Origin of the sequence: Flavobacterium pectinovorum, assembly GCF_006438875.1 — a bacterium.
Lineage (GTDB): Bacteria > Bacteroidota > Bacteroidia > Flavobacteriales > Flavobacteriaceae > Flavobacterium > Flavobacterium pectinovorum_A.
Map to the genome: position 1 here is coordinate 78,349 of NZ_RCZH01000018.1, position 23,633 is coordinate 101,981.

Consider the following 23,633-nt stretch of genomic DNA (forward strand, 5'->3'; position numbering starts at 1 on the left):
TTTTTACTAAAGAGTATTGAAATTCTTTTTAAAATGTTTCTCCTGCATTGAGGTAGAATCCTTTGGAATGTCGGCCCCAGGCATAATCTACTATCAGATTAGTTCGAGTAGCCTTATCAATTAAAATTCGCAAACCAATCCCTACTGCTGGTTGTATATATTGAAAAAGTTTTACATTTAAATCATTGTTGCTGGCAGTAATGAAATTCGTAAACACGGTACCACTCAATAATTGATTACAGGTTATAGGGAATCTGAATTCCGAAGAAAAATAAATCATATTGCTTCCTCTAAAAAGCCCTTGAGTATATCCCTCCCCGCTTCGGCTTCTTTGATCCCAACCTATTGCAGGAAGATTTAAATACGGCACTTTTCCTCCTGTAACAAATTGCCCGTATGCCCAAAATGCTAAAATGTAATGTTCGTTTTTGGCACTAAGGGGAATAAATCGTCTGTATTCGGTATAAAGAATCTGGCTCGTTTGTTGATTATTAAATAAATCCGGATTGATTCTGAAATTGATATTGGCAAAAGTACCGCGACTTGCATTTACCTGATTATCTCGCGAATCATAAACCAAATTCAGGCTTACCCCATTTACAAAATATTCCCAGTCATTGAATCCGTATTTTTGACTATAATTATAATGATACGTGTACTGTCCATTTGCTATATCGAGGTTTTTATCTTTTATAGAAGAATACCAATCTACATCAATTCCTGCTCCAACATAAAAATTCTCTTTAATCTGCCATGACATAGATTGGTGAAACTTAAAATAATTGTAATCCATAGGCTGTTCTATACTTTCAAGGGCAAAATCAGGATCTTCTCTTTCAGTGGGTACGATATTGGTTCCAAGCCCGTAATTTGCCTGCGAAAAGAGATAAAGACGATAATCACCGTTGAGGTATATTCTGTTATTTTTTAACAACACACTATTCTTGGCATTTATTAGTAACTGTTTTTTGGTCGTATAGGTAACTCCTAAATTTACTATCGAATATTTATCCTTTAGTTCCTTTCCTTTGAAAGTATATTGGGCTACACCTCCAAAAACAAATCCTGTTGCAGGCTGTGATCCTATAACCGGAATGACAAGAAAAAAACTATTTTTAACAGGTTTTACAACCAGTACAGAATCCTTTTTCTTAAAAAGTTCAAACAATGTCTTAGCTTCACAATCCTTATCTGGCACCAGTTCAGTTTGTGCCTTTAAATTGAGATGAACACACATTAGTGTAATGCTCCAAAGAAAAATAGGTCCCCTATGTTTAATTCTCATTTTTTTTTCGTTTATAATAGATCAGCTCTGAATTGTGCATTCAATTAGCTCTATAGTATTAAAGACCAAACCGATACTGAATACTGGTTAAAAATTGCTCACGGCTTCCCAAAAAGCCATACTCAGCCCTCAGCATTATATGCTTATTATACTGATATTGCCCCCCTACTATAAAATTCCACATATCTGATGGAGCTTTTTCCAGTGAATACTGAACAGTAGAGGAACCAGCTGTGCTGAGTGCACCATCCACTGCGGTCAAAAAAGTCCCCGCTGTTTCAAGGGCTTTATTGGCAGTATTATATTTGGCTGCATTTGCCGGGTTGGCCTGCTGGGCACTAGATAAGGAGTTCCACCAGTTATTGACCGCAGACTGATTTTCGCTGACTTTTTCAAGCCCGTTGTCAACCTTAGCCTGTGCACCTTCCAAAGGCAATACATCTGCCAGGTTTAAGGAACCCTTTGTTTCACTTTTTAAGTGTACCCTAAAGGCGCCTACCCAAACGGCAACATTGCTCTCGGGCTTTTTAAATTTAAAAGTCTTGCCTATACGTGGTCCAAACACAAAAGCAAAAGCAGGATTTTCCAAAGCATCTACATCAGTCCAGGTCATGTTCATATCCAAAGCCAGCCATCCTCCTCCAATACCAATGGTAGGGGTTATTCCAAATCCCATGGTAGTAGCACTAAAATTTGCTTTTGAACTGAAGGATGTTACCTCTGACCAGTTATTGTCAGCATCAGGAATCCAGATGCCTGCATTTATTGTTGTGGAAGTACTGGCTTTACCCAAAATACCATACACATTTAAAAAAGGCAGAAGCCAGATATCGGGTCTGATATTAACCGCATTAGCTGATGCAACAGAACTGTTAAACCTTACGATCTGATCCAGATTATACTGAGGACCATTATTAAATCCCACATTCAGATTAGAAATATCCAAATCAGATTCCTGCCAGAAATAATTTATTGAGATTCCTGCTGAATAAGGCAATTTATACCCTTTTTGAGCTACTTTTTCTCCCCAAATAGGCAATGCATACGGATATTTCTGAACCTCAAGACTGTCTTTTAGTGCCTCATTTTTTTTTCCAACTATTTTATCAGTATATACCTGTCCAAAAATATTCATGCTGAAGAATAGAAGAGCAAACAGTATTAGCATATTATATTTCATTTTATTTTTCATTGCTTTGCATGTCTATTTGGTTCGTAAAAAGTGCTTTAATTATTTAACTTTAAGCATACTTGATTTTTTATTTCTTTGTTTCAATAGTTACTTTATCAAGCTTTCCATTAAAGTGTGCAGAACCACCGTAGTTAGTAACAGGGGTTCCATCATCGGTGCCTACATCGGCAAGATCGTCTACAGAAAATATAGCAAACTCAGTTTTATCAATACGGCCTTCACCAGCTTTGGTACCGTCAACAGTCAGGGTTCCTGTTCCTCCTTTTCCCAGACCACCGCCATCGTATTTAAAATCATATACAATGGTATGTTTGCCAGGTTTTAGAGCCTGTGCTGAAGCTATATTAAAAGATTGGAGTCCAAGAAAGTTATAGGTAAAAATCGGTTTTCCAGCCTTAATGTAAAATGAAAAACCGCCAAATTTTCCTCCCTGGCAGACAATTACGCCATTTGAATTGGCAGCAACATCTACTTTGGCCGTAATGGTGTATGATGTGTTTTTTGTATTAATAAAAACATCTGTCTGCATTCCCTTCATTCCTTCCCCATAAGTTACAGAAGTTCTTTCGCCCATTAAATCAGGTCTGTTAACTAATTTTGCATTTGTTCTCTCCAGCAGACGATCATCAATAGGAAGCACATGATATTTCTCAGCCTCTGACATGAATAATGTCTGAAGTTCTTTCAGCTTTTCGGGATTTTTAGCTGCAACATTGTTCGATAAACTGAAATCTTCGTTTGAATTGTACAGCTCCCATATATCATCCTGCAGAGAACGAATAGGCTTATTGCTCCATCCGGCTCTGTGTATCGTTCTAGCGTACCAGCCGTCTTTGTACATAGCCCTGTTGCCAAACATTTCGAAATACTGAACGGTATGTTTCTCTTTAGCCGGCGAATCATTAAAACTGTAAACCATACTGGTTCCTTCAATAGGATCCTGTTTAATGCCATTTACTGACTTTGGTGCAGGGATTTTAGTTATTTCATAGACTGTTGGGGCAATATCGGTAACATGGGTAAATTGTGAGCGGATTTCTCCTTTACCTTTAATACCTTTTGGCCAGTGAATGACCATTCCGTTTCGGGTACCACCAAAATCTGAAGCCACCTGTTTGGTATAAGCAAAAGGAGCATCCATAGCAACGGCCCATCCTGCAGCATAATGTGGATAAGTGTTTGGACCGCCCCACTCATCATAATGTTTGAGCATATCCTGTATGGTTTCAGTTACGCCGTTGAAATAGGTATATTCATTAAATACGCCGTTCATTGTTCCTTCGGCACTGGCCCCATTATCTCCTACTATGTAAATAAATACAGTGTTGTCTGCAATCCCAAGATCTTCAATTGCTGCGTAGAGCCTTCCAATTTCATGATCGGTATGTTCACCAAATCCGGCATAAGTTTCCATTTGACGGGCAAACATTTTTTTCTCATCTGCTGATAATTTTTCCCATTCTTTTATGTCCTGAGGTTTAGGAGCCAGCTGGGCATTTTGGGGAACAATACCTAATTTTTTTTGACGCTCAAGAGTTTCTGCTCTTACTTTATCCCAGCCCTGGTCGAATTTGCCTTTATATTTATCAATATATTCCTTTGGTGCATGATGCGGTGCATGAGCTGCTCCTGTAGCAAAATACACAAAGAAAGGTTTGTCTGGGGTTAATGCCTGTTGAAAACGCATCCAATTGATCGCTTGATTGGTCATATCTGTCGTGAAATGATAATTGGGATCTTTTGGAGTTTCCATCAGTGTGGTACCATCATAAATAATAGGTGACCATTGGTTGGTTTCTCCTCCAATAAATCCATAAAATTTATCAAAACCGGAATGTGTCGGCCAACGATCCAGCGGTCCAGATATAGAAATTTCCCAAGGTGGTGTTTCATGATATTTACCAAAAGCAGCTGTACTGAAACCATTCTGGCGAAGTACTTCAGCCATTGGGGTAATTGTTTGGGGTCTTACACCAGTTGCTCCAGGAAAAGCTGTAGCTGTTTCCATGATAGAACTGGCATTATTGCTATGATGATTATAACCTGTCAGCAGTGCTGTACGTGTGGGAGAACATAGAGCCGTAGTATGAAAACGGTTATAACTGATACCGTCATTACCTAATTTTTCCAATACTGGCATATTGATTGGGCCTCCAAAACGGCTTGATGCTCCAAATCCCATATCATCAATTAGAACAACAACTATGTTTGGTGCGCCCTTTGGAGCTGTTACTGCCCATCGCGCAGGTGCTTTGGCATTTCTGGCATCGAGTTCAGTATAAATCTGTCTCTCAGGTTCTCTTATAGGCAACGAAGTCCTGTCGTAGGTGCTTTCGCTGCTTTGTTCCTGCGCCGCTATTACAGCAGGAAACAAACAAAATCCTATCAAAGATAGAACTACTGTGGTTTTTAATTTTTTCATGGTTACATTTTTTAATTAATAGATTTTTATTCTGTACTAACTTGTGTACTATTACTCTCTTTTATTTATATTTTTTACAAACCTTAAAATTTCTTCTTCCAGTTCCACAGATAAGGATTCATATTCTGTTTGACACTGAGTATCTTCTTCACATTTTTTTTTGTATTGTTCGATATTTATTTTACTGATATAATAATCATCACAAATAGCCTTGAATTCATTATCGGTTCAAATTATGCTATTACTATTTTACAGTTTATTGCCTGTTAGAGCATTTGTTATAAAAAGCAAATTAATTTCGAAAGTGTTCATTTTAAAACTCTGTACTGCACCGTAATTGAATCCGTATTTTCCTGTAATTTGTACACGCCCGGCCCCTGGCCAATATCCTGCTTCAAATCCCAGTACGCCGATTCTGTCTTTTATATGACTATTCCAATAAACACCATTTCCTTCATCTTGTGAAACTTGCCAGCTGTTTCCTCCAAAAATGCCAAGAGAAAATTTGTCTGAAAAATATTGACTGATTCCATAATCAAGATAAAACCTGTTGCCAGGATTTACATCTGCTTTTTCCATTTTGCTTGTGATTTCGTATGTCGAAGCCAGCATACAGGCTAATGCTTTTGATGTCTCACCATTAATTTTCAATGGATAATAATAGGCAAACCCTTGAACGAGATGGCTCCAATACCCCAACCCTGTATTGTTCGATCCTCCAGGTTCATATTCACCTGTTGGGGCATAAAACATATAACCCGCCGTGATATCAAACATTTTTAGTCCCCAGCTTAGAAAAACAGGCATGACACCAAGGTCTGAAAAACCATTAACCTTACCATTGACTGTCCCGCTCTGATGAATGGAATCAATTAGTCTAATACGCTCGTATGCCGAACTGGTACTCACTGTGGTGTAAGCTGCCGTCAGTCCAGTAATATAGGCAGCCCCCAGTATCTTAAATTTCGAAACCCAAAGTAGAAATGGTGAATTGAGATATCCATTGATATCAACATTCAAATTAATCGGCGCGCCAAGAGGACCCGTAATCTGTGTAACCCGCTTGCCATCTGCTCCGTAAAATTTATTTCCGGAAAGAAATACATTGTAATCCAAGGCAATTAGCCCGGTTGCTGGGGCTGGATTAGCAAAATCCCTTACATTAATGATTCCTGGGAGATAATGCCCGGTGAGCATCGGAGATACATTATTACTTTGCCCCACCGTGGAAATAATTCCTAAAAATAACATCAAAAATAAAAGGTGTCCCTTTATTTTTAGCTTATTGTTTTCTTTGTTGTTTTCCATCTTGTAACTTTTTTCTTAGTAGACCCAAAATAAAAATGACTCAAAATTTAATACGCCTAGAAACAGTACTTCCGTTCTTAACTTGGCGAGGTATGTTTTAATGCCCGTACATAGTACAATTAGTTTTATGATAACTTTAGCTAACGCTGTTGGGCTATAAAGTGCTTCCGTCAACAGTAAACATATCAATTAAAACAATTTTTATATTTTAATTTCTGCCTTAATCCATTTTAATGACTGCTGAACGTTTACAATTATTTAATCTTTGTTATAAATCTTATTATTTCTTCTTCCAGTTCTAATGACAACGCCTCATAATCCGACTTACACTGTGTGTTTTCCTCTGATTTTTTAGTATACTTTTCGATATTCATTTTACTTGTACAGTAATCATCACAGATTGTCTTAAACTCATCGTCTGCTAAATACAAGACAATAATTGACTCCATGTACTTCGAAAATTTCTCATTATTTAAGGCTTTTGGAATAGTCATTTTTAGTCAGTTAAGATGGTTAAACTTTAATAACAATATTTCACTGAGATCTATTTTAACAGTTTATCAAATTACTACCATTAGCACATTTTTATAATTCAATAGTTTATGAATTGATAATCAAAATTACGCAAAATCACAAATCATAAAATACTGTTAATTAGAGCTTTATAAAATTATAAAATTGCAATTGTTTATTTACGTTATTAACTGTTAAACGGCCGTTAAATAAAAAGGAATAAACCACTCAAATCTTCAGATTACAAACGATAAATCCAGCCATAACAAGTGTTGTATGGATAGTGAATAAAAAAAATAAAAATTATTAGAAAGAGTTTAAAAATCCGCCTTTAGAAGTTGTAAGCCTGCATTCTCCAGTCCAAGAATGATTTGTGATACTAGTTCCTCCGACAGTATAAGGCCTGAAACCACTTCTTTTATTTGTGTTGGAGCTTCTGGCATCATTTCCAGCAGATTTGACAGATATTTTTCAGCTGTAGGGTCACTCATATACGAAAGCGATACTGCCTTCAGCAAATGATACCAGAAAGTTTCTGCTGAATTCATTTTTTCCGCCCAGAAATAAGCCACATTATAATTTTCAATTTGTATATAATAAAAACTAAATCCGGCGTTCACCCACCACGGGTAATAAGGATTTAACTTAATAGCATCGTCCATGAGATGGAAACCTTCTTCAAAATAACCTATACAAATTAAGACAAATCCAGCACCGCAGGCCATAACTGAACAGTTAGGATTGAGTTCAATACATCTGAGGGCTGCACGAAGACAGGACTCTTTTTCTTTCTTAAATAAGTATACCCAGGCAAGGCTATGCCAGGCAAACTGGCAAAGAGGGTCAATCTTTAGCGCTTCCATACAGTAATTATATCCGCATTCTAATGGATTGGGCACAGTAGGTATGTCCAGCACTATTCCATCTAAGTATAGTTCGCTCAGCATAGCCATTACCACTGTATTATTAGGGTGTAAATTCAAGGCATCACGGAGTGTTGAAACTGCAGCATTAAAATTATTGACAGAAAATGAACGCTGTAATTGATAATAATTATATATGCCCTCTCTAACTTTAGAATTGTTTAAGGCCTTTGAAGGAGAAGCATTTGCAATTTCCTGAAAAATAGTTCCATAATACCCGCCTACCGTTGCAATAAAACTTTGAATAATTTCATCTTGTATTTCGAATATTCCATATTTAATTTCCTTATCAAATGTTTTTGTCATGATGATTTCGCCTGTTAAAGTAATTAAAAGGTTTATCCTGATTCGTACTCTTTCGTCAGTGAAATTAATTGTCCCATTTATTATATAATCTGCATTTACAAGTTTGCCTGCTTCCAAAATATTCTGATTGATCTTAGCTGTCATTTCCATGGAATAGTATCCTATCACGGAAATATCCTGAAATCTGGCAAGTTCAGCACTAACCCCTTCCCCTAAAAGCAGCGCAAATATATTTTCATCTTTTTTTTCGGATGTACATTTAAAAGGAAATATTGCTACAGTTGGGTTTACAGCAATATTAGATAAAGTTTTATATGTATAGCTGTTATTTACAATAATTTTTTCCCGCTGCTTAAATTGTGGTACATAGCGTCCTTTGGGAATTTCAATATAGATCTCATTATCTTTTCCTTCAGAACTGTAATACAAGCTTAATGCTCTTCTTAGTCTTCCAGCATGAATACGCACAATAGCATCATCATTACAATTGAAACTGGAAGGACGTTTAAGAACATTTATCGCTATATTGTATTCTTTAATGTGCTTATCTCTATCGTTGAGGGATTCCATAACAATATATTCCAAAAACCTAGACAGTGTTGGCGAATTTTTAAATAATGAAAAATTTAGTGCCCGCCGAAGTTCTTGATTAATTTCTTCAGAGGAGAAAACTTCCTGAGTTTCCATATAATTGATTTCAATTGGTTGTGATCTAAACGTATGGGGAGGCTGGCTATCTACATATATAATTTTGTAATCTTAAAAAACTAATTTGGTAAAGATATTAAAAAAATTAAAAGCCTTAACATTTTGATTATCATTATTATATAAAATTATAAAATAAAACAAAAAAAAAGTTTGTGTAAGAAACTGTTTTTTTTGCAACATTAGAATTGTTAACTGTTTTTCTTCTTACCAGAATGACTATGGAATATTGTAAAATGATTAGAATTAATTTCCTAAAAACTTAGTGTCACTTACCGTTTTTCATAAACGCAATAAGATTATTTTTTCTTCTCCTGTAAGAGGAATTCGTTTGCCATTATCTTTAAAAATCGGATCAAGGTTATCGGCATCAAAAACACCATTATCAAAATGGAGTTGATACCTTTTTTGCCACAAAAAAATAAGGCTGTTCTTTTTATTTAATTTAATTACATTTTTTGACAAAATCACATATTAAGACTAGATATATTTTACATTAATCCCCGACAGGACATCCAAACCAAAATACTGAAGACATCTAAAGACAGCTCCTATTTGTAGTAAGACAATCTCTTCAAATCTTTCATAAAATGTATAGAAATTTGTCCAGTCGAGGTCACCACAGCCAAAAGGCGCCAATTGAAGACAATTGGCGCCATTTCTTTATTATAACCTTCAATATTTTTATTGGTTTAAAGAACCGCAGTACGCTATGTATTGTTTCATGAGCCTAAAAAGGTGATTGTCTAGCAAAGCTGAAAAGGCACAGCCCTGTGTTTAGGTTTTACATTGATTGTTGCTCTAGAGCCGTAAAACCTATTTATTTTTTGCACCGCCTGTAAATTAGAAATACAACAATTGGGTTCAAATTTACATTTCTCCAAAGACAAAATTGGGCCCGTTGCAGCCCATAGCCCCGATAGCAGTGAAATCCTTTGTGGCGGGGTCCGGCGCAAAGATTGTAGCGTATAGCGGGAACAGCTCCTAAAAAATAGAAGGATTTTAATCAATCTTTTCAAATCACTTACCTACATACAGCCAATTTACAGAATGATTTAAACATAGATATCCCTGGTCTAACCATCTGATTCTTTCTTAACATATGTACAACTTCAATTCCGCTCAATGTTCGTCTGGCCGATTCAAAACTTTTAAAGCCTAATTCGTTTTGTATACGCCACTTGATAAAACGATGATCCTGTTCTACAATATTGTTGAGATATTTACGGTTTAGTACACAATTTATATAGCATAGCTAGGAGGTAATTTGAGGAATTAAATCGAGGAATTTAGTATTGAAATAGCCTATTCAAGAAGAAGGAGGGATCTAAATCCTAATTTGGATTCTTTTTAGGATTTCCCAGCGATTGCAGGATAATCTGAGTACATGAATTTAGTCTTTTGGTACGCTTTACATGGATATCATGATGTTATAAAAAGCCAAAAACACTCTAGTTTGAATGGTTTTTAGTTGATTAGTTATGGATACTAAACCAACTTTCCATTAAGCCAATTGCCCAAATTCGTGTAGCTATTAGCGGGAGTTGTTTTGTTAAGCTAATTCCATGTCAAATATTTTTTGTTCTTTTGTTTCAATAAAACCAATTCTATCATAAAACACATGAGTTTCTTTGCGAAGTGTATTGCATCTTACTCTAATTTTATTACTCTTTTTTGAACAAGCCCATTCGATTACTTTCGTAACTAATATTTTCCCAACTCCTTTTCTTCGGTAGTTTTCATCTACTACTAGACCTCCAATCTCCACAAAAGAATCGGATTCAACTCTAAGGGAATAAAAGCCGTGAATCCAACCTATAATATTTTCATTATCAATAATTACATAAACGCAATTATCAGCATTGTTTAAGATTTCAGAAATCCGATTCTGAATTTTTTCAAGTGATGTTTTATAACCTAATTGACTAGATAGTTCGGCTATAAATTCAACATCCTTTAGTTCCGCTTGTCTTAAAAATAGATTCATATTGGATTTACAATTACCACTAACTTGTTTGTAGAAGAAACGAACCTTCGCTTATACACCCAATTATGGGTATATTGGAGAACGTTTGATTCTCTTTATTTATTTTCTCAAAAAAAGCACACTTACAAATCATTAAAAGGACTTTTAATTTATCATAATATTTTTTGTGCTTACCTTTTCATTTCAATATTAGGATTTTTTTTTTAAGATTATCATTCATACTAACAATTCTATAAAAATCATCGATAAACTCGTTAGATTTTTCAAATATACCCGCTACTAAGACAAAAAGCTTTTGAGAAATTTGGAGTTTTTTTGTTTTTGCGTTTACAAACGGGACGCCCGCTCCAGCTGAGGGGTGAAGTTAGAAGCAATAATTTCAAGTCATTATACTTTTTTTTCAGACTTTTCAAGCATAATTATCTCTTGTAGGGACTTAAAAAGCTTTCTAAAGTTCGTACGCTTCTTCAAAAACTGTACTTTCTTGAATTTGGTCATCGCTTCCTGTAGCATATATCCTGAATTTCGAGAATAAAGTACAATTGGAATTCTTTTTAGACCTTTAATATCTCGAAGTAATTTAAGAAATCCTGTTCCATCAAGATCTAGCATGTTATAATCCAAGAAAATTATATCGGGTGATAATTTTGAATTCTGAAGCTTTTTTAAAGCTTCAAGTGCACTACCTTCTACTGATGATCTAATTTTATGATTAATTGCATTCACCACTAATACAAAAGTCTCTGCATCATCGTTAATATCGTTGACTAGTAATATATTTTTGTATTTCATTCCCAAACTATTTTTTTTTTAGCAAAAAAATTCTAATTTAAGCCAGTTATTGTATTTAAATTCAGTGCAATTTTATTACAAAATAAAACTATATCAAAGAGCAATAATGCTAATTTGTAATAACTCTGAAAAACTTTGTAATAACTTACAGTCCTCTAAAGTTGATTTTCTCAGTTTTGTGGCAGAACCGTGGTGCATAAGATTTGTAGTGGATACCTTTTTTGCCACAAAATTTTAAGACTGTCTATTTTACTTTTAGTAAATTATCCAAGAGCATTTTATTAAAAATCATTTGAGAAATCAAATAGATTTTTCCATCAATCCCCAACAGGACATCCAAACCAAATTTATAAAGCCAATGAAAGACAGACACTAGATATGTACGCCAATATCTTTAAATCTTCCATAAAATTTATAGAAATTTGTCCCGTCGTCACTTAAGGAGACAACTACATGATAGTTATCTCCTTTTTTTTAACCGTAAACAGTTACTTATCAAGTATTTAAAGTGTGATGTTTTATGGTTCGATTTTTTCATGAGGAATCCTTAGTCTGTTTGAAATAAACAGTCTAAAAGTAGCTATATTAGAGATTTAATCGAAGCTGAACAATGGTTCGAAGTCCCGTTAAGGATATAGTGTTTTTTTTCTCTCTTGGTTTATCGTAATTTTTTGATACTAAATATAGTAATTCCAAAATAATTTTAGCTTCCTTCTCATTTACCTGAATGCCGTTTTTGGAAAGAATAATAACGGCTTTTTCTACTGAAACATTCTTCTCAATGAAATTCATTTTTTTTATTAGTTTTTGGCTACTTATTTTTTTGATAATATTTTTAAAAATGCTTGATGTAAATCTAAAGAAAGAACTCCTGTTTTAAAATCAATATCAGTCGGTGGAATAAGATTTACTAAATGCCTTTTATCTGAGGCGTCAAATTCAGAAAATCTTTGAAAGATTTCGACTAATGCTTTATTTTCTATTTCATTTTTTTATCAATAGCTTTTAATTTAACAACAATATCACGTTAAATTTATTATGAAATTTTATCGAATCCGCTCCTTGAAATATATTTCATCGGGCTAAGATAATTATTTGCGATCTAAGCGACTATTAGTTTATTCTTTCAGCCTTTGAAACATCTTATTTATTCTCCTTTTTCTTTTAGCCCAAACTCGGTACAATAAGTAAATTTGAACAGGAATAACAAGAGAAATAAAACTTAAGGAGACAAGTTTTTCATTGGTTAATGATATAGTTGAAATAAAATAGCCCAAAAGCATTAGAATTGCAAATACTCGTGTAGCAATAGAAATAACAGCATAGTTTTTAATTTTGATTAAGTAATTTTTTAATGATTCTAGAATGGTTTCTCCATTTATGGGATTGCCTATGATTTGAAATCCCAATACATTATGTATTAATATAAAAATAATAGATACAACAAGGAGGAAGTTCCAAAGAGGGGATTTTAAGTGTCCATCAAAAATATTATAATATACCGCCAGGAAAATAGCCCAAAGAACCGTTTCTATTAGCAGTTGTATTTTTATACCTTTTAATACAGGATGATTGTTTTCCAAAATTATTTTTTCAATGTCTGTTTTACTCAATACTACTTTTCCTGTATTTTGATACTCTGATTTTAAGTTTTCTAATTCCATAATTATGTATTTAAAATTACTTTTAATTTTTTCTTAATTCTGTTCAAACGAACTCCTATGTGGTTTTCTGAAATCCCAATGATTTCTGCAATTTCAAAATAGCTAAAATCGTCTAGGTAAAGTCCAATAAGTGCTCTTTCGTCTTCACTCAGTTGGCGAATCGCCGAAAATAGTAGTTCCTCTCGCCAATGTTCTGTGGTTTCCGAAAGGATATTTTTATCCGGAACAGTATGAGAATACAATAATTTGACTTTGTTCTTTCTGAATGATGCCATGGCAGTGTTTAATCCTATACGATACATCCATGTCGATATTTTAGACTTTTCTTGAAATTTGGGATAGGATTTCCAAAGTTGATAGATTATCTCTTGAAAAAGATCTTCCTGATCTTCGGGTGTATCCCTATACATCCGGCAAATCTTATGAATCAATGCCTGATGAGGAAATATTAAATCTGTAAATTGATCTTTCATAATTGATTGCTTACTTTCTTCATAATTTCTATTTCATTCATTGGTTGATAAAAATTTGAAAAACTTACAATTGTCTTGTTTTTTTTCGAAATCACTATTTTAAACAAACAATAATACGTCCTTATTTAGACGGAAGTTAAGACCTTTTTTGCCACAAAAAATTAAGGCTGTCTCTTCTTGCATTAAATTAATAAAGTAAAAATTATCAAATTACATTTTATTGCAAAATCAGATATAAAATTACATCCATTTTTGCTTCAATCCCCAACAGGACATCTAAACCAAAATACTGAGGACATATAAAGACAGCCTCTACTTGTAGTAAGCCAATCTCTTTAAATCCTCCATAAAATGGTTTGAAATGTGTCCTTTACGGGTCACTACTCGGGACAAAAGAAAAACATCATCTTTTGTCCCGTTTTTTTTGCTCGTAATATATTGTTTACCAAATAGATACAGCTGGCCCATTTCATTGATTCGAGCGGTTTGGATTTTACTTTCGCGAAATGTAAAATTTTCAGGAAAAATTAAACCAATCATCTCCCTAGAATCAGCTAAGTGCCATTTTCAAAGGTTTCACCGAGCTTTAAGAGGTTTTCCAGTCCTGAGTTCGTTAGGTGCTATATACTAGCCCTGTCATCCTCTACATTTCCAATGTCTTTTTCCAGCTTACTGATAATTGCATTATACTCAACTTTCATAAGATTGTAATCTTCAGGATCGATTTCTCTGTAACTAATAAATTTCTTGCAACTGATAATTTCTTTTCATAAACTGCAATTTGTTCAAGCGACTTCTTCTTTTCACTAGCGACTACCCCATGCTCTCTGTACCCTTCAAGCAGAACTGCTGCATATAGTTTCTTAACCTCCGGTAAAGGCTTGAATTTATTTAAATGGTCTTTAAATATTTTATTAGCAATCTCCGAGTTAACTCTCCATTTACAATCTTTATGACAATGATAATAGTAGTAATATTTATTCCTTCCTTTACATTTGCTACCTGTTAACTTCTGACCGCATTGGGGACATAGAAAGAAACCTCGCAATGGGAAATTTTCAATTGTTTTAACTTTTGGTCTATATGTTCGTGCTTTACTATCGAGAACGTCCTGCACCCGATAAAATAAACCCTCGCTAATAATGGCATCATGTTGTCCATTAACCCGTGGTTGCCGGCTAAGCGTTTGGATGAGGCACATTATCTAATCAAACATAAAAAACAAAAACCAGCTGATTTTTATTTGGATTTAGGCTTCGAAAATCTATCTCATTTTTATACTTCATTTAAACAAAAGTTTGACTTAACCACTTCACAAATTTAAAAAAAATGGACTTTATATCACATTTGCAAACCTAGATAAAAAGCGATATCATTCAAGAAAAGTGGATGATTGGAATTGTAATTTTTATTCTTTTTACTACTTGTATCAAAATCGACTGACCGCCGAAATTTGGTTTAAAATGAACCGCAAATTTCGGAACATTTTCGTGATGGTCTCCCTCTGCCTGGCAATTGAGCTTGCTTGAGTCAGGTAATTTCATTGTGATTTAAAACCGAACAACAAAGTCAAACATATTACTAGAGAATCTAAGAGAATCAATTGTTAGGCCCCTATTCTATTTATGCAAAAGAATAATTTTAATCTCCTTCTGATATAGAGCTACCCTGAAGCCAAGAGATCATGTATTAAATTTCGATGAATCAAGATCTACGCTGTCACGCTTATGATTATTTGATTTTATTACAGAGCTTTCTTTACAATATATCTTTAGGTAAAAAATGTATCTTTGCAGCCATATATATATTATCATTTATGCTGAAAGAGGAACGTTTTGCAAAGATTCTGGAAATACTCTCGAAAGATGGCAGGGTTCAATTTGATACTACGGCAGTATTATTGAAAGTCTCTGAAGATACGATTCGCAGGGACATCGAAGCACTGCATAATAACGGATTACTTTCAAAGGTTCGTGGAGGCGCTATCCCGGTGATTAAAAATCCTCTGAGTTTTGTTGACAGAGCCGCTTACTTAACAGGTAAAAAAGAAGTTATTGCTTTAAAGGCGCAGCAGTTTATAGAGGATGACCAGACTATATTTATGGACGGAGGCACTACCAACTGTAGTATCGCTGCAAAACTCCCAATTAAATCCAAACTCACTATTGTAACCAACAACACAGCACTTCTATCTGTTTTAGAAAATCATAAAAATATTAAACTCATACTCTTAGGAGGCTCATACAACACTCAGACTCAAACTACCGAAGGAGCGAAAGCCTGTGATGAAATCAGCAACTATGTGGCAGACAGCTATTTTCTGGGAACCTGCGGAATCGACAGTACATTTGGTGTAACTGCTACTTTCGCCGGTGATGCGGATGTTAAAACAGCTATGCATAAATTTTCAAGAAAGACTCTGGCACTTGCCGTGGAAGAAAAACTCAATACATCAGAAACTTTCCGAATCTGTCCAATGGAAGAGATAGCAGTATTAATTACAGAACTTCCCAGTACAGATCCTCAGTTAGATTCTTACAGGAAGAGCGGTCTTAAAATCGTATAATCTATTATGGCCGTAAAAATTTACTGCAGACCAAAGATCTGCAGCAATCATATCAGAAAACCAAATTAAATTCAGCCAAAGGCAGAATTCTTACTTTCTGAAGGATTATAAACAAGCTCAATAGTATTATACTCCGGATCTAATACTACACTTTCATAATAACCGTCTCCTGTCATACGAGGTTCTCCGTGCACCATATATCCGTTTTGGCGTAGCAGTTCTGTCATTTTATCAACTTCTCCGCTGTTTTTCATTTCGAAAGCAAAATGGGCAAATCCCTGACGAAGCTCCAAATAACTAGGCCTTTCTAAAATAACATCAGGTCTGCTCATAATTTCAACCCGGTCTCCGCTTTTAAAACTTAAAAAATAAGTTTCGAGTCCCGTTTTTGGATTTGTATACTTATCATTTGAAACTGCTCCAAAATACTTTATGTAGAAATCCTTCATTTTTTCCAGATCAGTCGTCCAGAATGCTATATGTCCTATTTTCATTTCATTTTGTTTTAAAATTTTAAATCCTTTATGATTTTTTTCCGGAAGAGAAATTCATCAAATACAAAGGCGCTGCCAAAAAAATCAGAATTGCACATACAGTCAATGCCTTTGAAAGCGATGATGCATGGGCTATGAATCCAATTCCTGCAGGTCCTAACAGCTGGCCTGAATACCCCATTGTAGTTATAACGGCAACAGCTGCTGCTGTGCTAACATTTTTAAGTTTTCCTGCCTCATTAAAAAAAACAGGAACAATATTAGCGGCCCCGCAGCCTAAAAGAAAAAAGCCCACTAAAGAAATGGAGACCAGCGGCGAGAAAATCCCCAATAAAAGCCCGGCGGATGCTAAAATTGCTCCTGCCGAAACTACTATTGATGAATTGTATTTTTCGACAATCCCATCACCAAACAAGCGCATACCTGCCATTGCAATAGAAAAAACAGCATAACCTACTCCGGCCAGGCTTTCATCAAGTCCTTTATTTTCATGTAGAAAAAGAGCGCTCCAATCCAGCATAGCTCCTTCGACCATAAAAACAATAAAACATAAAAATCCTAAAAATAAAACACTTCTATTCAACCACGACCAGCTCCATGCTGAAGATTTGCTATCATTAGCAGGCATATTTTCAAACTCCTCACAAGCGCTAAATAAATTATTGTACTGAAGGCTGAGTGTTACAATAACCAATAATGAAATACACATGGCCGCAACCAGAGGTGACAACCCAATTTTTATTAGAATTCCCAGCCCCATTGAACCAAAAAGTCCGCCAACACTAAAAAGACCATGCAGTGATGACATAATAGGTCTGCCATACAAGTTCTGAAGATGAATACCAAAAGCATTCATTGCAACATCTATCGTTCCAATACCTGCACCAAAAAGCAAAAGAGACAGACTCATAAATACAATTCCGTCAAAAAAAGCTAAAAGAGGCAGCGTAAAAGCAATAAGTACAGCAGAAATGATGATGATAATTCTATTTCCAAATTTTTGACTGAGATAACCGCTGACCGGCATCATAATAATTGCCCCTGTTCCTAAAAGAAGCAGGAGCAGGCCAAGTGAAGCATCATCTAAATTTAACCGTGCTTTTGCAAAAGGAACCATAGGAGCCCAACTCGATAACGCCAGACCGCAAACAAAAAAAATACTCCGTATTGCCCAAACTGCTTTATTAATTTTTAAAGTCATACTATATAATCTTATTTTTATTTTGCAAATTTATGCAAATTTGCAAAATAATGCAAATTATTTTTTATGCAAAAAATAAGCCGCCTAAAAGGCAGCTTATTACTATTATTGAGAATTTTAAATATTATTGATATTTCTTTGAGAGCCATTTCCTAACCGGAATATCATATAATTTGAGAAAAATATAAGAAATTACAATGCAGAGAATTAAAACAAGGAATGCAACCCCAGGCGAATCTTCGAGTTGAATATTGTTATTGGATACCCATGCATAATAGATGTACAAAATTGGAAAGTGTGTAATGTAGATCGGGTACGATATATCACCCAAAAAACTGCACAGACGTTTTGAAACAGCACTCTTAATACTTCCGCTGGCGCCTATATAAACCACTAAAGGGAATAATAATATAATAGTAAGCGAATCATAAATTCCGTTCCACCATAAATACTCAGAACCTCCTACTCTTGGGAATGACATGATTGCAACAATAAGTATACTGCTCCATAAAAATGCATTTTTAATGTTTCCTGATTTAAATAATCTGCGAAGCAGTATACCCGCCAAAAAAGGGAAAGTTAATCTGGTAAATCCTATACGCAGCTGTTCGGGCTCCAGTGACCACCCTCCTATAATATCTCCGTGCGGACTAAAAACGGCTAACTGTATCAGTGCAAATGCTGAAATCAAAACCAGGATCCACATTACTGTATTAGAAACCTTGCGTAGAATTAATGCGTAGAAAATATTGGCAATATATTCAAAAAACAAAGACCATGCAGGACCATTTAAAGGATACATTTCACTCCATCCTCTAATATCCAGTGAACCCGGTACAGGTATTAAGAACCACCCAAGCACCATTACCACAATAAGTTTCCAAAAAGAGGTTCCTTCTATTGCGGGAAACATAGAAGAGGCTGCATAATAAAAACAAACTGCCCCCAATGTCATGCCTACAATTATCATAGGATGTAGACGTATCAGTCTTCTTTTGAAAAATCCTGTAATAGACATTGTATTCCACCTGTCATCATATGCGTGAGCGATTACAAAACCTGAGAGAAGAAAGAAAAAATCAACTGCCAGATAACCATGATTGATAAGCTGTTGAGTATGATCACCTCCTGAGAAAACTTCGAGAATATGAAAGGCAACCACCAGAACAGCGGCTACACCGCGAAGCCCGTCAAGAATTTCATAATGTTTTTTAGAATCCTTGAAAACGGTTCCTTTTCCTTGCGAAGAAATAATTTCCATTTATATTGTGTTTTTGATTTATAATAATTGAATTATTTTAGACGGAAACTAATTTTGGCTCTGATATCTGCTGATGAAGCTCCTATTAAAGCCTGAAATTCGCCGGGTTCTGCCACCCATTGATGTTCTTTATCATTGAAAAAACTCAAAGCATCTTTCTCGATCGTGAAAGTCACCGTTTTTTCTTCTCCGGCTTTTAGAAAAACTTTATCAAAACCTTTAAGTTCTTTTATAGGTCTTGGAAGAGAAGATTTTACATCAGTTATATATAACTGAACGATCTCTGCACCATCACGTTTACCGGTGTTTTTCACCTTTATGGATAAAGAAATTGTATCATCCTTATTAATACTTATTTTGTCTGCTTTTATATCACTGTATTGAAATGCGGTATAACTAAGTCCGTATCCAAAAGGGAAAAGTGGTTTTATTTTTTCTTTCTCATGCCATCTGTAACCCACAAAAATGCTTTCTTTGTAAGTAACCTCATCGCCACCCGGGAAAGAGGTAAAAGCGTGGGCTGCATTATCTTTTAACGCAACAGGAAAAGTAAAGGTCAGTTTCCCTGATGGATTTACATCACCTAATAATACTGCTGCCAGAGCGGTGCCTGATTCAGATCCCAGAAACCATCCCTGAACAATAGCCGGAACGTCTTTCTCCCAGGGCATAGCGACAGCATTACCAGAAATATTAATATAGATTAAATTGATATTGACTTTTACCAGCGCATTTATAAGTTCATTCTGCCCGTATGGGAGTTCAAGTTCTTTACGATCATTACCTTCACTATCCTGAAAATCACTTTTATTAAGCCCTCCTACAAATAGTACTACATCTGCTTCTTTTGCAACTTTTAATGCTTCGTTTTTAAGTTCTTGAGCACTACGGTTTTCTGTAAGGTTTTGTCCTGAGACTACTCCGTTATAATTTCCGCTGGCATCTCCTACATAGCCTCTGGCGTAAATTATCTCAGCTTCGCTGCCAATTCTTTCCTGAAGTCCCTGAAGGGGCGAAATCTCATATTTTGCTTTAAGAGAAGAACTTCCCCCTCCTACTGTCATCATCTTTATAGCATTCTCTCCAATAACTGCTATCTTTTTATATTTTTTAATATCCAGAGGTAATAGCGCTCCTTTGTTTTTCAAAAGTACAATGCCTTCTTCTGCTATATTGCGTGCAGCGGCTGCGTGTTCCGGTGTACCAAAAGATCCCCACGGCCTGTTTCTTTCCATATTGGTCCTGAAAATCAGACGCAAAATGTTTCTTATTTTTTCATCAAGTTCCTTAGTACCGACCTCGCCTGATTTTATCAAATCAAGATAAGGCTTAGCCAGATAATAATTGTCATAAGCATTACTTGCTCCCCATGTAAGACCATCGGTCCAGGTTCCAAATTCCATATCAAGACCATTATAAATAGACTCTTTTGTATTGTGAACACCCCCCCAGTCTGCTACTACGGCACCATCAAAAGACCACTCTTTTCTAAGAATATCCTGCAACAAAAAGTTATTATGACAACCTTGCAATCCCTTATATTTATTGTATGATCCCATAACGGCCCAGACATTTCCTTTTTGAACAGCTGCTTTAAAAGCCGGAAGATAAATTTCATAAAGCGCTCGATCATCTACAATTACATTTACCCCATGGCGATTAGTTTCCTGATTGTTTAATGCAAAATGTTTCACACAGGCAGCTACCCCATTTGATTGTACCCCTTCGATATAAGGCACGACCATTTCGCCGGCAAGAAAAGGATCCTCGCCCATATACTCAAAATTTCGTCCGTTTAACGGGCTGCGGTAAATATTAATGCCGGGGCCTAGTATCACATTTTTATTTCTGTAACGCGCTTCTTCTCCAAGACTTTTTCCGTACAAAAGTGACATTTTCTTGTTCCATGTAGCAGATAATGCGGTAAGAGCAGGAAAGGCAATACAGGAATCATTCGTCCATTCTGCCTGCTGCCATTCATCCCATTTTACCTCAGGACGAATCCCGTGAGGACCATCTGTCATCCAGTTTTCAGGAATTCCCAAACGAGGTACTCCGGGAGAACTAAATTTGGACTGTGCATGCACCATGGCAATTTTTTCTTCTAGTGTCATTTTCGAAAGTGCATCTTCAATACGCTGCTCTACAGGTTTTGTATCATCAAGATAAACGGGTAAACTTTTCTGTGCCGAGACATTCCACACGCACAGCATTATAAAAGCGGTAAATAATTTATATAACATAATTTTTTAGTTTTTTATTTTAAATTAATCGAAGCGGTCTGCACATCATTACTACTGCTTCCTATCATGATTTGAAACTCTCCGGGCTCACTTACAAAGTCCAGTGCAGTGTTATAGAATTTAAGCATCTCCTGTGTGACTACAAACTTTACCGTTTTTGACTCTCCTGCTTTAAGAAAAATCTTTTCAAAACCTTTAAGTTCTTTTACCGGTCTTGAAATACTGCCTGCCATATCCCGTACATAAAGCTGTACTGTTTCTGCACCGTCTTTCGATCCTGTATTTTTTATATTTACTGAAGCTGTTATTGTTTGGTCACCCCTCATTTCAGTTGCGCTCAACGTTACAGGACTATATTGAAATGTAGTATAACTTAACCCAAAACCAAATGGATAAAGGGGTGCATTCTTTTCATCCATATAATTGCTTCTAAATTTCTCAAAGCCTTTGTCAGATGCGGGTCTTCCTGTATTTAAATGATTATAATAAAGTGGAATTTGAGCCACGCTTCTTGGGAAAGTCGACACCAGTTTTCCGCCAGGGTTTACGTCTCCAAAAACCACATCACCAATCGCTTGAGCGGCTTCACTACCACCAAACCATACATTCAAAATAGCTGGCACATTTTCCTGCTCCCAGACAAGTGTCATGGGTCTTCCGGCAAATAACACCAGAACTACGGGTTTTCCTGTTGCTAAAAGTTGCTCTAAAACTCTTTTTTGCACTGGCGGAATTCCAATATCTGTACGGCTGCTGGACTCTCCGCTCATTTCAGAAGACTCTCCCATTGCGGCTACAATCACATCTGCTTTCGAAGCGGCATTTAATGCCTCAGCAATAAGCTCATCTTCTGTTCTGTTGTCCCAGGGGATATCTCTGCCAAACATTGTGGCATTCTTCTGCATTATCTGGTCACTTAAAAGATTAGAACCCTTTGCATATATAATATTGGCTTTACTGCCGGCGGTCTGACGCAATCCTTCAACCAGAGTAAGAGGTTGATCGAGTTTGGCAGCAACACTCCAGGTACCTACCATATTTGACTTTGTATCTCCCATAGGTCCCACTACGGCAATGGTTTTTGCTTTGGATAAAGGCAGAATATTTCCCTGATTTTTTAGAAGTACAAAACTTTCAGCAGCTGTTTTACGTGCTACTGCCCTGTTTTCATTGGTATATATTTCTTTCTGCGCTCTTTTAGTATCGCAAAACTTATAAGGATATTTAAACAATCCCAATTTATACTTTGCTTCAAGAACACGTCTGCAGGCCTGATCAATTTTTGCAATATCAACTTTACCTTCTTTTATAGAAGCAGGCAATGTATTTAGAAATCCTTCTGAAACCATATCCATGTCCAGTCCTGCATTAAGCGCTGCGGCAGAAGACTCTTTCAAATTACCCAATCCGTGATTGACAATCTCACCTACTCCTCCATAATCTGCTACTGTAAATCCTTCAAAACCCCACTCTTTTCTAAGCACATCGGTCAGCAGCCATTTATTGGCATGGGCAGGAACGGCATCTACAACATTAAAAGAAGCCATAACACTCGCTACTCCTTGCTCTACTGCTGCTTTATAGGGATAAAAATATTCGTTGTACATGCGAATATGACTCATATCTGCAGTATTGTAATCTCTTCCGGCTTCTCCGGCTCCGTACAATGCAAAATGTTTTACACAGGCCAGAATATTAAATTTTTCCGAAAATGTATTATCCTTTCCCTGATAACCTCTTATCATGGCTTTGGCAATCTGCCCACCCAGATAAGGGTCTTCACCGCTTCCTTCAGAAACCCGTCCCCATCTGGGGTCTCTGGCAATATCAACCATAGGACTGAATGTCCAGCTGATACCGTCAGCACTGGCTTCTTTGGCAGCAATTCTGGCCGACTCTTCAATCGCTTTCATATCCCAGGTACAAGCTATGCCCAAAGGAATAGGAAAAACAGTTTCATAACCATGAATGACATCCATACCAAAGAGCAGCGGAATTTTTAATCTGCTTTCTTCGACAGCAATTTTCTGAATTTCTTTGATTTTCTGAACGCCCTTGATATTGAACATTCCTCCTACAAGGCCTTTACGAATTTTTGCTGCAATGTTAGTATTGCTTCCCAATCCTGTTATGATATCTCCTTCACTAGGCAGATTCATTTGTCCTATTTTTTCTTCAAGTGTCATCCGGTTCATCAAACTGCTGACGAACGCATCCATTTTTTGATCTTTTTGTTGCTGGGCATTCATGTGAAATGTTGCTGCCAGAAACAATACTGCTGCTAATTTTTTTTTCATA

At 35.9% G+C, this 23,633-nt stretch carries 20 protein-coding genes and 1 pseudogene; 2 read left to right on the forward strand and 19 right to left on the reverse strand.

Features of this window, described 5'->3' with window-relative positions:
- Nucleotides 1–28: 28 nt before the first annotated feature.
- From EAH81_RS21970 to EAH81_RS27935, 14 genes and pseudogenes are all read right to left on the reverse strand, one after another.
- Nucleotides 29–1,285, reverse strand: a complete 1,257-nt coding sequence (locus EAH81_RS21970) for a BamA/TamA family outer membrane protein (RefSeq protein WP_140511150.1) — start codon at nt 1,283–1,285, stop codon at nt 29–31.
- Nucleotides 1,286–1,343: 58 nt separating this feature from the next.
- A complete protein-coding gene (locus EAH81_RS21975) occupies nt 1,344–2,477 on the reverse strand; it encodes a hypothetical protein (RefSeq protein ID WP_241676624.1) in 1,134 nt (377 codons plus the stop codon).
- Nucleotides 2,478–2,544: 67 nt separating this feature from the next.
- Nucleotides 2,545–4,899 (reverse strand): arylsulfatase, encoded by a 2,355-nt coding sequence (locus tag EAH81_RS21980; RefSeq protein WP_140511151.1) that lies wholly within the window; start codon nt 4,897–4,899, stop codon nt 2,545–2,547.
- Between the two features lie 249 nt (nt 4,900–5,148).
- Nucleotides 5,149–6,207, reverse strand: coding sequence for a transporter (locus tag EAH81_RS21985; RefSeq protein ID WP_140511152.1), 1,059 nt, complete (start codon nt 6,205–6,207; stop codon nt 5,149–5,151).
- 254 nt (nt 6,208–6,461) lie between these two features.
- On the reverse strand, nt 6,462–6,701 hold the full coding sequence (locus EAH81_RS21990; RefSeq protein WP_140511153.1) for a hypothetical protein: 240 nt from the start codon (nt 6,699–6,701) through the stop codon (nt 6,462–6,464).
- Nucleotides 6,702–7,037: 336 nt separating this feature from the next.
- Nucleotides 7,038–8,636, reverse strand: a complete 1,599-nt coding sequence (locus tag EAH81_RS21995) for a hypothetical protein (RefSeq protein WP_140511154.1) — start codon at nt 8,634–8,636, stop codon at nt 7,038–7,040.
- A gap of 300 nt (nt 8,637–8,936) precedes the next feature.
- Complete coding sequence (locus EAH81_RS22000) at nt 8,937–9,119, reverse strand: hypothetical protein (protein ID WP_140511155.1); 183 nt, start codon at nt 9,117–9,119, stop codon at nt 8,937–8,939.
- Nucleotides 9,120–9,735: 616 nt separating this feature from the next.
- A pseudogene (locus EAH81_RS22005) lies at nt 9,736–9,882 on the reverse strand (DDE-type integrase/transposase/recombinase); the annotation flags it as partial.
- Between the two features lie 324 nt (nt 9,883–10,206).
- A complete protein-coding gene (locus tag EAH81_RS22010; protein WP_140511156.1) occupies nt 10,207–10,641 on the reverse strand; it encodes a GNAT family N-acetyltransferase in 435 nt (144 codons plus the stop codon).
- Between the two features lie 387 nt (nt 10,642–11,028).
- Nucleotides 11,029–11,433, reverse strand: coding sequence for a response regulator (locus EAH81_RS22015; protein WP_140511157.1), 405 nt, complete (start codon nt 11,431–11,433; stop codon nt 11,029–11,031).
- A 585-nt stretch (nt 11,434–12,018) separates the two neighbouring features.
- Nucleotides 12,019–12,225 carry a PTS sugar transporter subunit IIBC gene (locus EAH81_RS22020; protein WP_140511158.1) on the reverse strand — a complete coding sequence of 69 codons (207 nt, stop codon included), beginning with the start codon at nt 12,223–12,225 and terminating at the stop codon, nt 12,019–12,021.
- A 326-nt stretch (nt 12,226–12,551) separates the two neighbouring features.
- The gene (locus EAH81_RS22030) at nt 12,552–13,097 is read right to left on the reverse strand and encodes a hypothetical protein (protein ID WP_140511159.1); all 546 of its coding nucleotides are present in this window, start codon (nt 13,095–13,097) and stop codon (nt 12,552–12,554) included.
- 2 nt (nt 13,098–13,099) lie between these two features.
- Nucleotides 13,100–13,570 (reverse strand): RNA polymerase sigma factor, encoded by a 471-nt coding sequence (locus tag EAH81_RS22035; RefSeq protein WP_140511160.1) that lies wholly within the window; start codon nt 13,568–13,570, stop codon nt 13,100–13,102.
- A 697-nt stretch (nt 13,571–14,267) separates the two neighbouring features.
- The gene (locus tag EAH81_RS27935; RefSeq protein ID WP_241676625.1) at nt 14,268–14,771 is read right to left on the reverse strand and encodes a recombinase zinc beta ribbon domain-containing protein; all 504 of its coding nucleotides are present in this window, start codon (nt 14,769–14,771) and stop codon (nt 14,268–14,270) included.
- Between EAH81_RS27935 and EAH81_RS22045 the strand changes: the two genes are divergently transcribed.
- Entirely contained in the window at nt 14,721–14,894 is a 174-nt protein-coding gene (locus EAH81_RS22045) for a helix-turn-helix domain-containing protein (RefSeq protein WP_241676626.1), read from the forward strand. The two genes, EAH81_RS27935 and EAH81_RS22045, sit on opposite strands and share 51 nt — an antisense overlap.
- A gap of 375 nt (nt 14,895–15,269) precedes the next feature.
- A complete protein-coding gene (locus tag EAH81_RS22050; RefSeq protein WP_206669102.1) occupies nt 15,270–16,136 on the forward strand; it encodes a DeoR/GlpR family DNA-binding transcription regulator in 867 nt (288 codons plus the stop codon).
- A gap of 71 nt (nt 16,137–16,207) precedes the next feature.
- On the opposite strand, the gene EAH81_RS22055 is transcribed toward EAH81_RS22050, so the two are convergent.
- The 5 genes from EAH81_RS22055 to bglX all read right to left on the reverse strand — a co-directional run bounded on the left by EAH81_RS22055 (nt 16,208) and on the right by bglX (nt 23,632).
- On the reverse strand, nt 16,208–16,630 hold the full coding sequence (locus tag EAH81_RS22055) for a VOC family protein (RefSeq protein WP_140511161.1): 423 nt from the start codon (nt 16,628–16,630) through the stop codon (nt 16,208–16,210).
- A 28-nt stretch (nt 16,631–16,658) separates the two neighbouring features.
- Nucleotides 16,659–17,831, reverse strand: a complete 1,173-nt coding sequence (locus EAH81_RS22060) for an MFS transporter (protein WP_140511162.1) — start codon at nt 17,829–17,831, stop codon at nt 16,659–16,661.
- Between the two features lie 124 nt (nt 17,832–17,955).
- Nucleotides 17,956–19,092 (reverse strand): acyltransferase family protein, encoded by a 1,137-nt coding sequence (locus EAH81_RS22065; RefSeq protein ID WP_140511163.1) that lies wholly within the window; start codon nt 19,090–19,092, stop codon nt 17,956–17,958.
- 32 nt (nt 19,093–19,124) lie between these two features.
- Entirely contained in the window at nt 19,125–21,335 is a 2,211-nt protein-coding gene (locus EAH81_RS22070) for a glycoside hydrolase family 3 C-terminal domain-containing protein (RefSeq protein ID WP_140511164.1), read from the reverse strand.
- Nucleotides 21,336–21,349: 14 nt separating this feature from the next.
- On the reverse strand, nt 21,350–23,632 hold the full coding sequence (gene bglX, locus EAH81_RS22075; RefSeq protein WP_140511165.1) for a beta-glucosidase BglX: 2,283 nt from the start codon (nt 23,630–23,632) through the stop codon (nt 21,350–21,352).
- Nucleotide 23,633 lies beyond the last annotated feature (1 nt).

Bases quoted from the DNA above. Each gene is read 5' to 3' on its own strand.
- EAH81_RS22065 (WP_140511163.1), bottom strand. From the start codon at position 19,092: ATGGAAATTATTTCTTCGCAAGGAAAAGGAACCGTTTTCAAGGATTCT.
- EAH81_RS22020 (WP_140511158.1), bottom strand. From the start codon at position 12,225: ATGAATTTCATTGAGAAGAATGTTTCAGTAGAAAAAGCCGTTATTATT.
- EAH81_RS22045 (WP_241676626.1), top strand. From the start codon at position 14,721: ATGTTGTCCATTAACCCGTGGTTGCCGGCTAAGCGTTTGGATGAGGCA.
- EAH81_RS21995 (WP_140511154.1), bottom strand. From the start codon at position 8,636: ATGGAAACTCAGGAAGTTTTCTCCTCTGAAGAAATTAATCAAGAACTT.
- EAH81_RS22060 (WP_140511162.1), bottom strand. From the start codon at position 17,831: ATGACTTTAAAAATTAATAAAGCAGTTTGGGCAATACGGAGTATTTTT.
- EAH81_RS22050 (WP_206669102.1), top strand. From the start codon at position 15,270: ATGAATCAAGATCTACGCTGTCACGCTTATGATTATTTGATTTTATTA.
- EAH81_RS27935 (WP_241676625.1), bottom strand. From the start codon at position 14,771: ATGTGCCTCATCCAAACGCTTAGCCGGCAACCACGGGTTAATGGACAA.
- EAH81_RS21975 (WP_241676624.1), bottom strand. From the start codon at position 2,477: ATGAAAAATAAAATGAAATATAATATGCTAATACTGTTTGCTCTTCTA.
- EAH81_RS22030 (WP_140511159.1), bottom strand. From the start codon at position 13,097: ATGGAATTAGAAAACTTAAAATCAGAGTATCAAAATACAGGAAAAGTA.
- EAH81_RS22015 (WP_140511157.1), bottom strand. From the start codon at position 11,433: ATGAAATACAAAAATATATTACTAGTCAACGATATTAACGATGATGCA.
- EAH81_RS21990 (WP_140511153.1), bottom strand. From the start codon at position 6,701: ATGACTATTCCAAAAGCCTTAAATAATGAGAAATTTTCGAAGTACATG.
- EAH81_RS21970 (WP_140511150.1), bottom strand. From the start codon at position 1,285: ATGAGAATTAAACATAGGGGACCTATTTTTCTTTGGAGCATTACACTA.
- EAH81_RS22055 (WP_140511161.1), bottom strand. From the start codon at position 16,630: ATGAAAATAGGACATATAGCATTCTGGACGACTGATCTGGAAAAAATG.
- EAH81_RS22035 (WP_140511160.1), bottom strand. From the start codon at position 13,570: ATGAAAGATCAATTTACAGATTTAATATTTCCTCATCAGGCATTGATT.
- EAH81_RS21985 (WP_140511152.1), bottom strand. From the start codon at position 6,207: ATGGAAAACAACAAAGAAAACAATAAGCTAAAAATAAAGGGACACCTT.
- EAH81_RS22010 (WP_140511156.1), bottom strand. From the start codon at position 10,641: ATGAATCTATTTTTAAGACAAGCGGAACTAAAGGATGTTGAATTTATA.
- bglX (WP_140511165.1), bottom strand. From the start codon at position 23,632: ATGAAAAAAAAATTAGCAGCAGTATTGTTTCTGGCAGCAACATTTCAC.
- EAH81_RS21980 (WP_140511151.1), bottom strand. From the start codon at position 4,899: ATGAAAAAATTAAAAACCACAGTAGTTCTATCTTTGATAGGATTTTGT.
- EAH81_RS22070 (WP_140511164.1), bottom strand. From the start codon at position 21,335: ATGTTATATAAATTATTTACCGCTTTTATAATGCTGTGCGTGTGGAAT.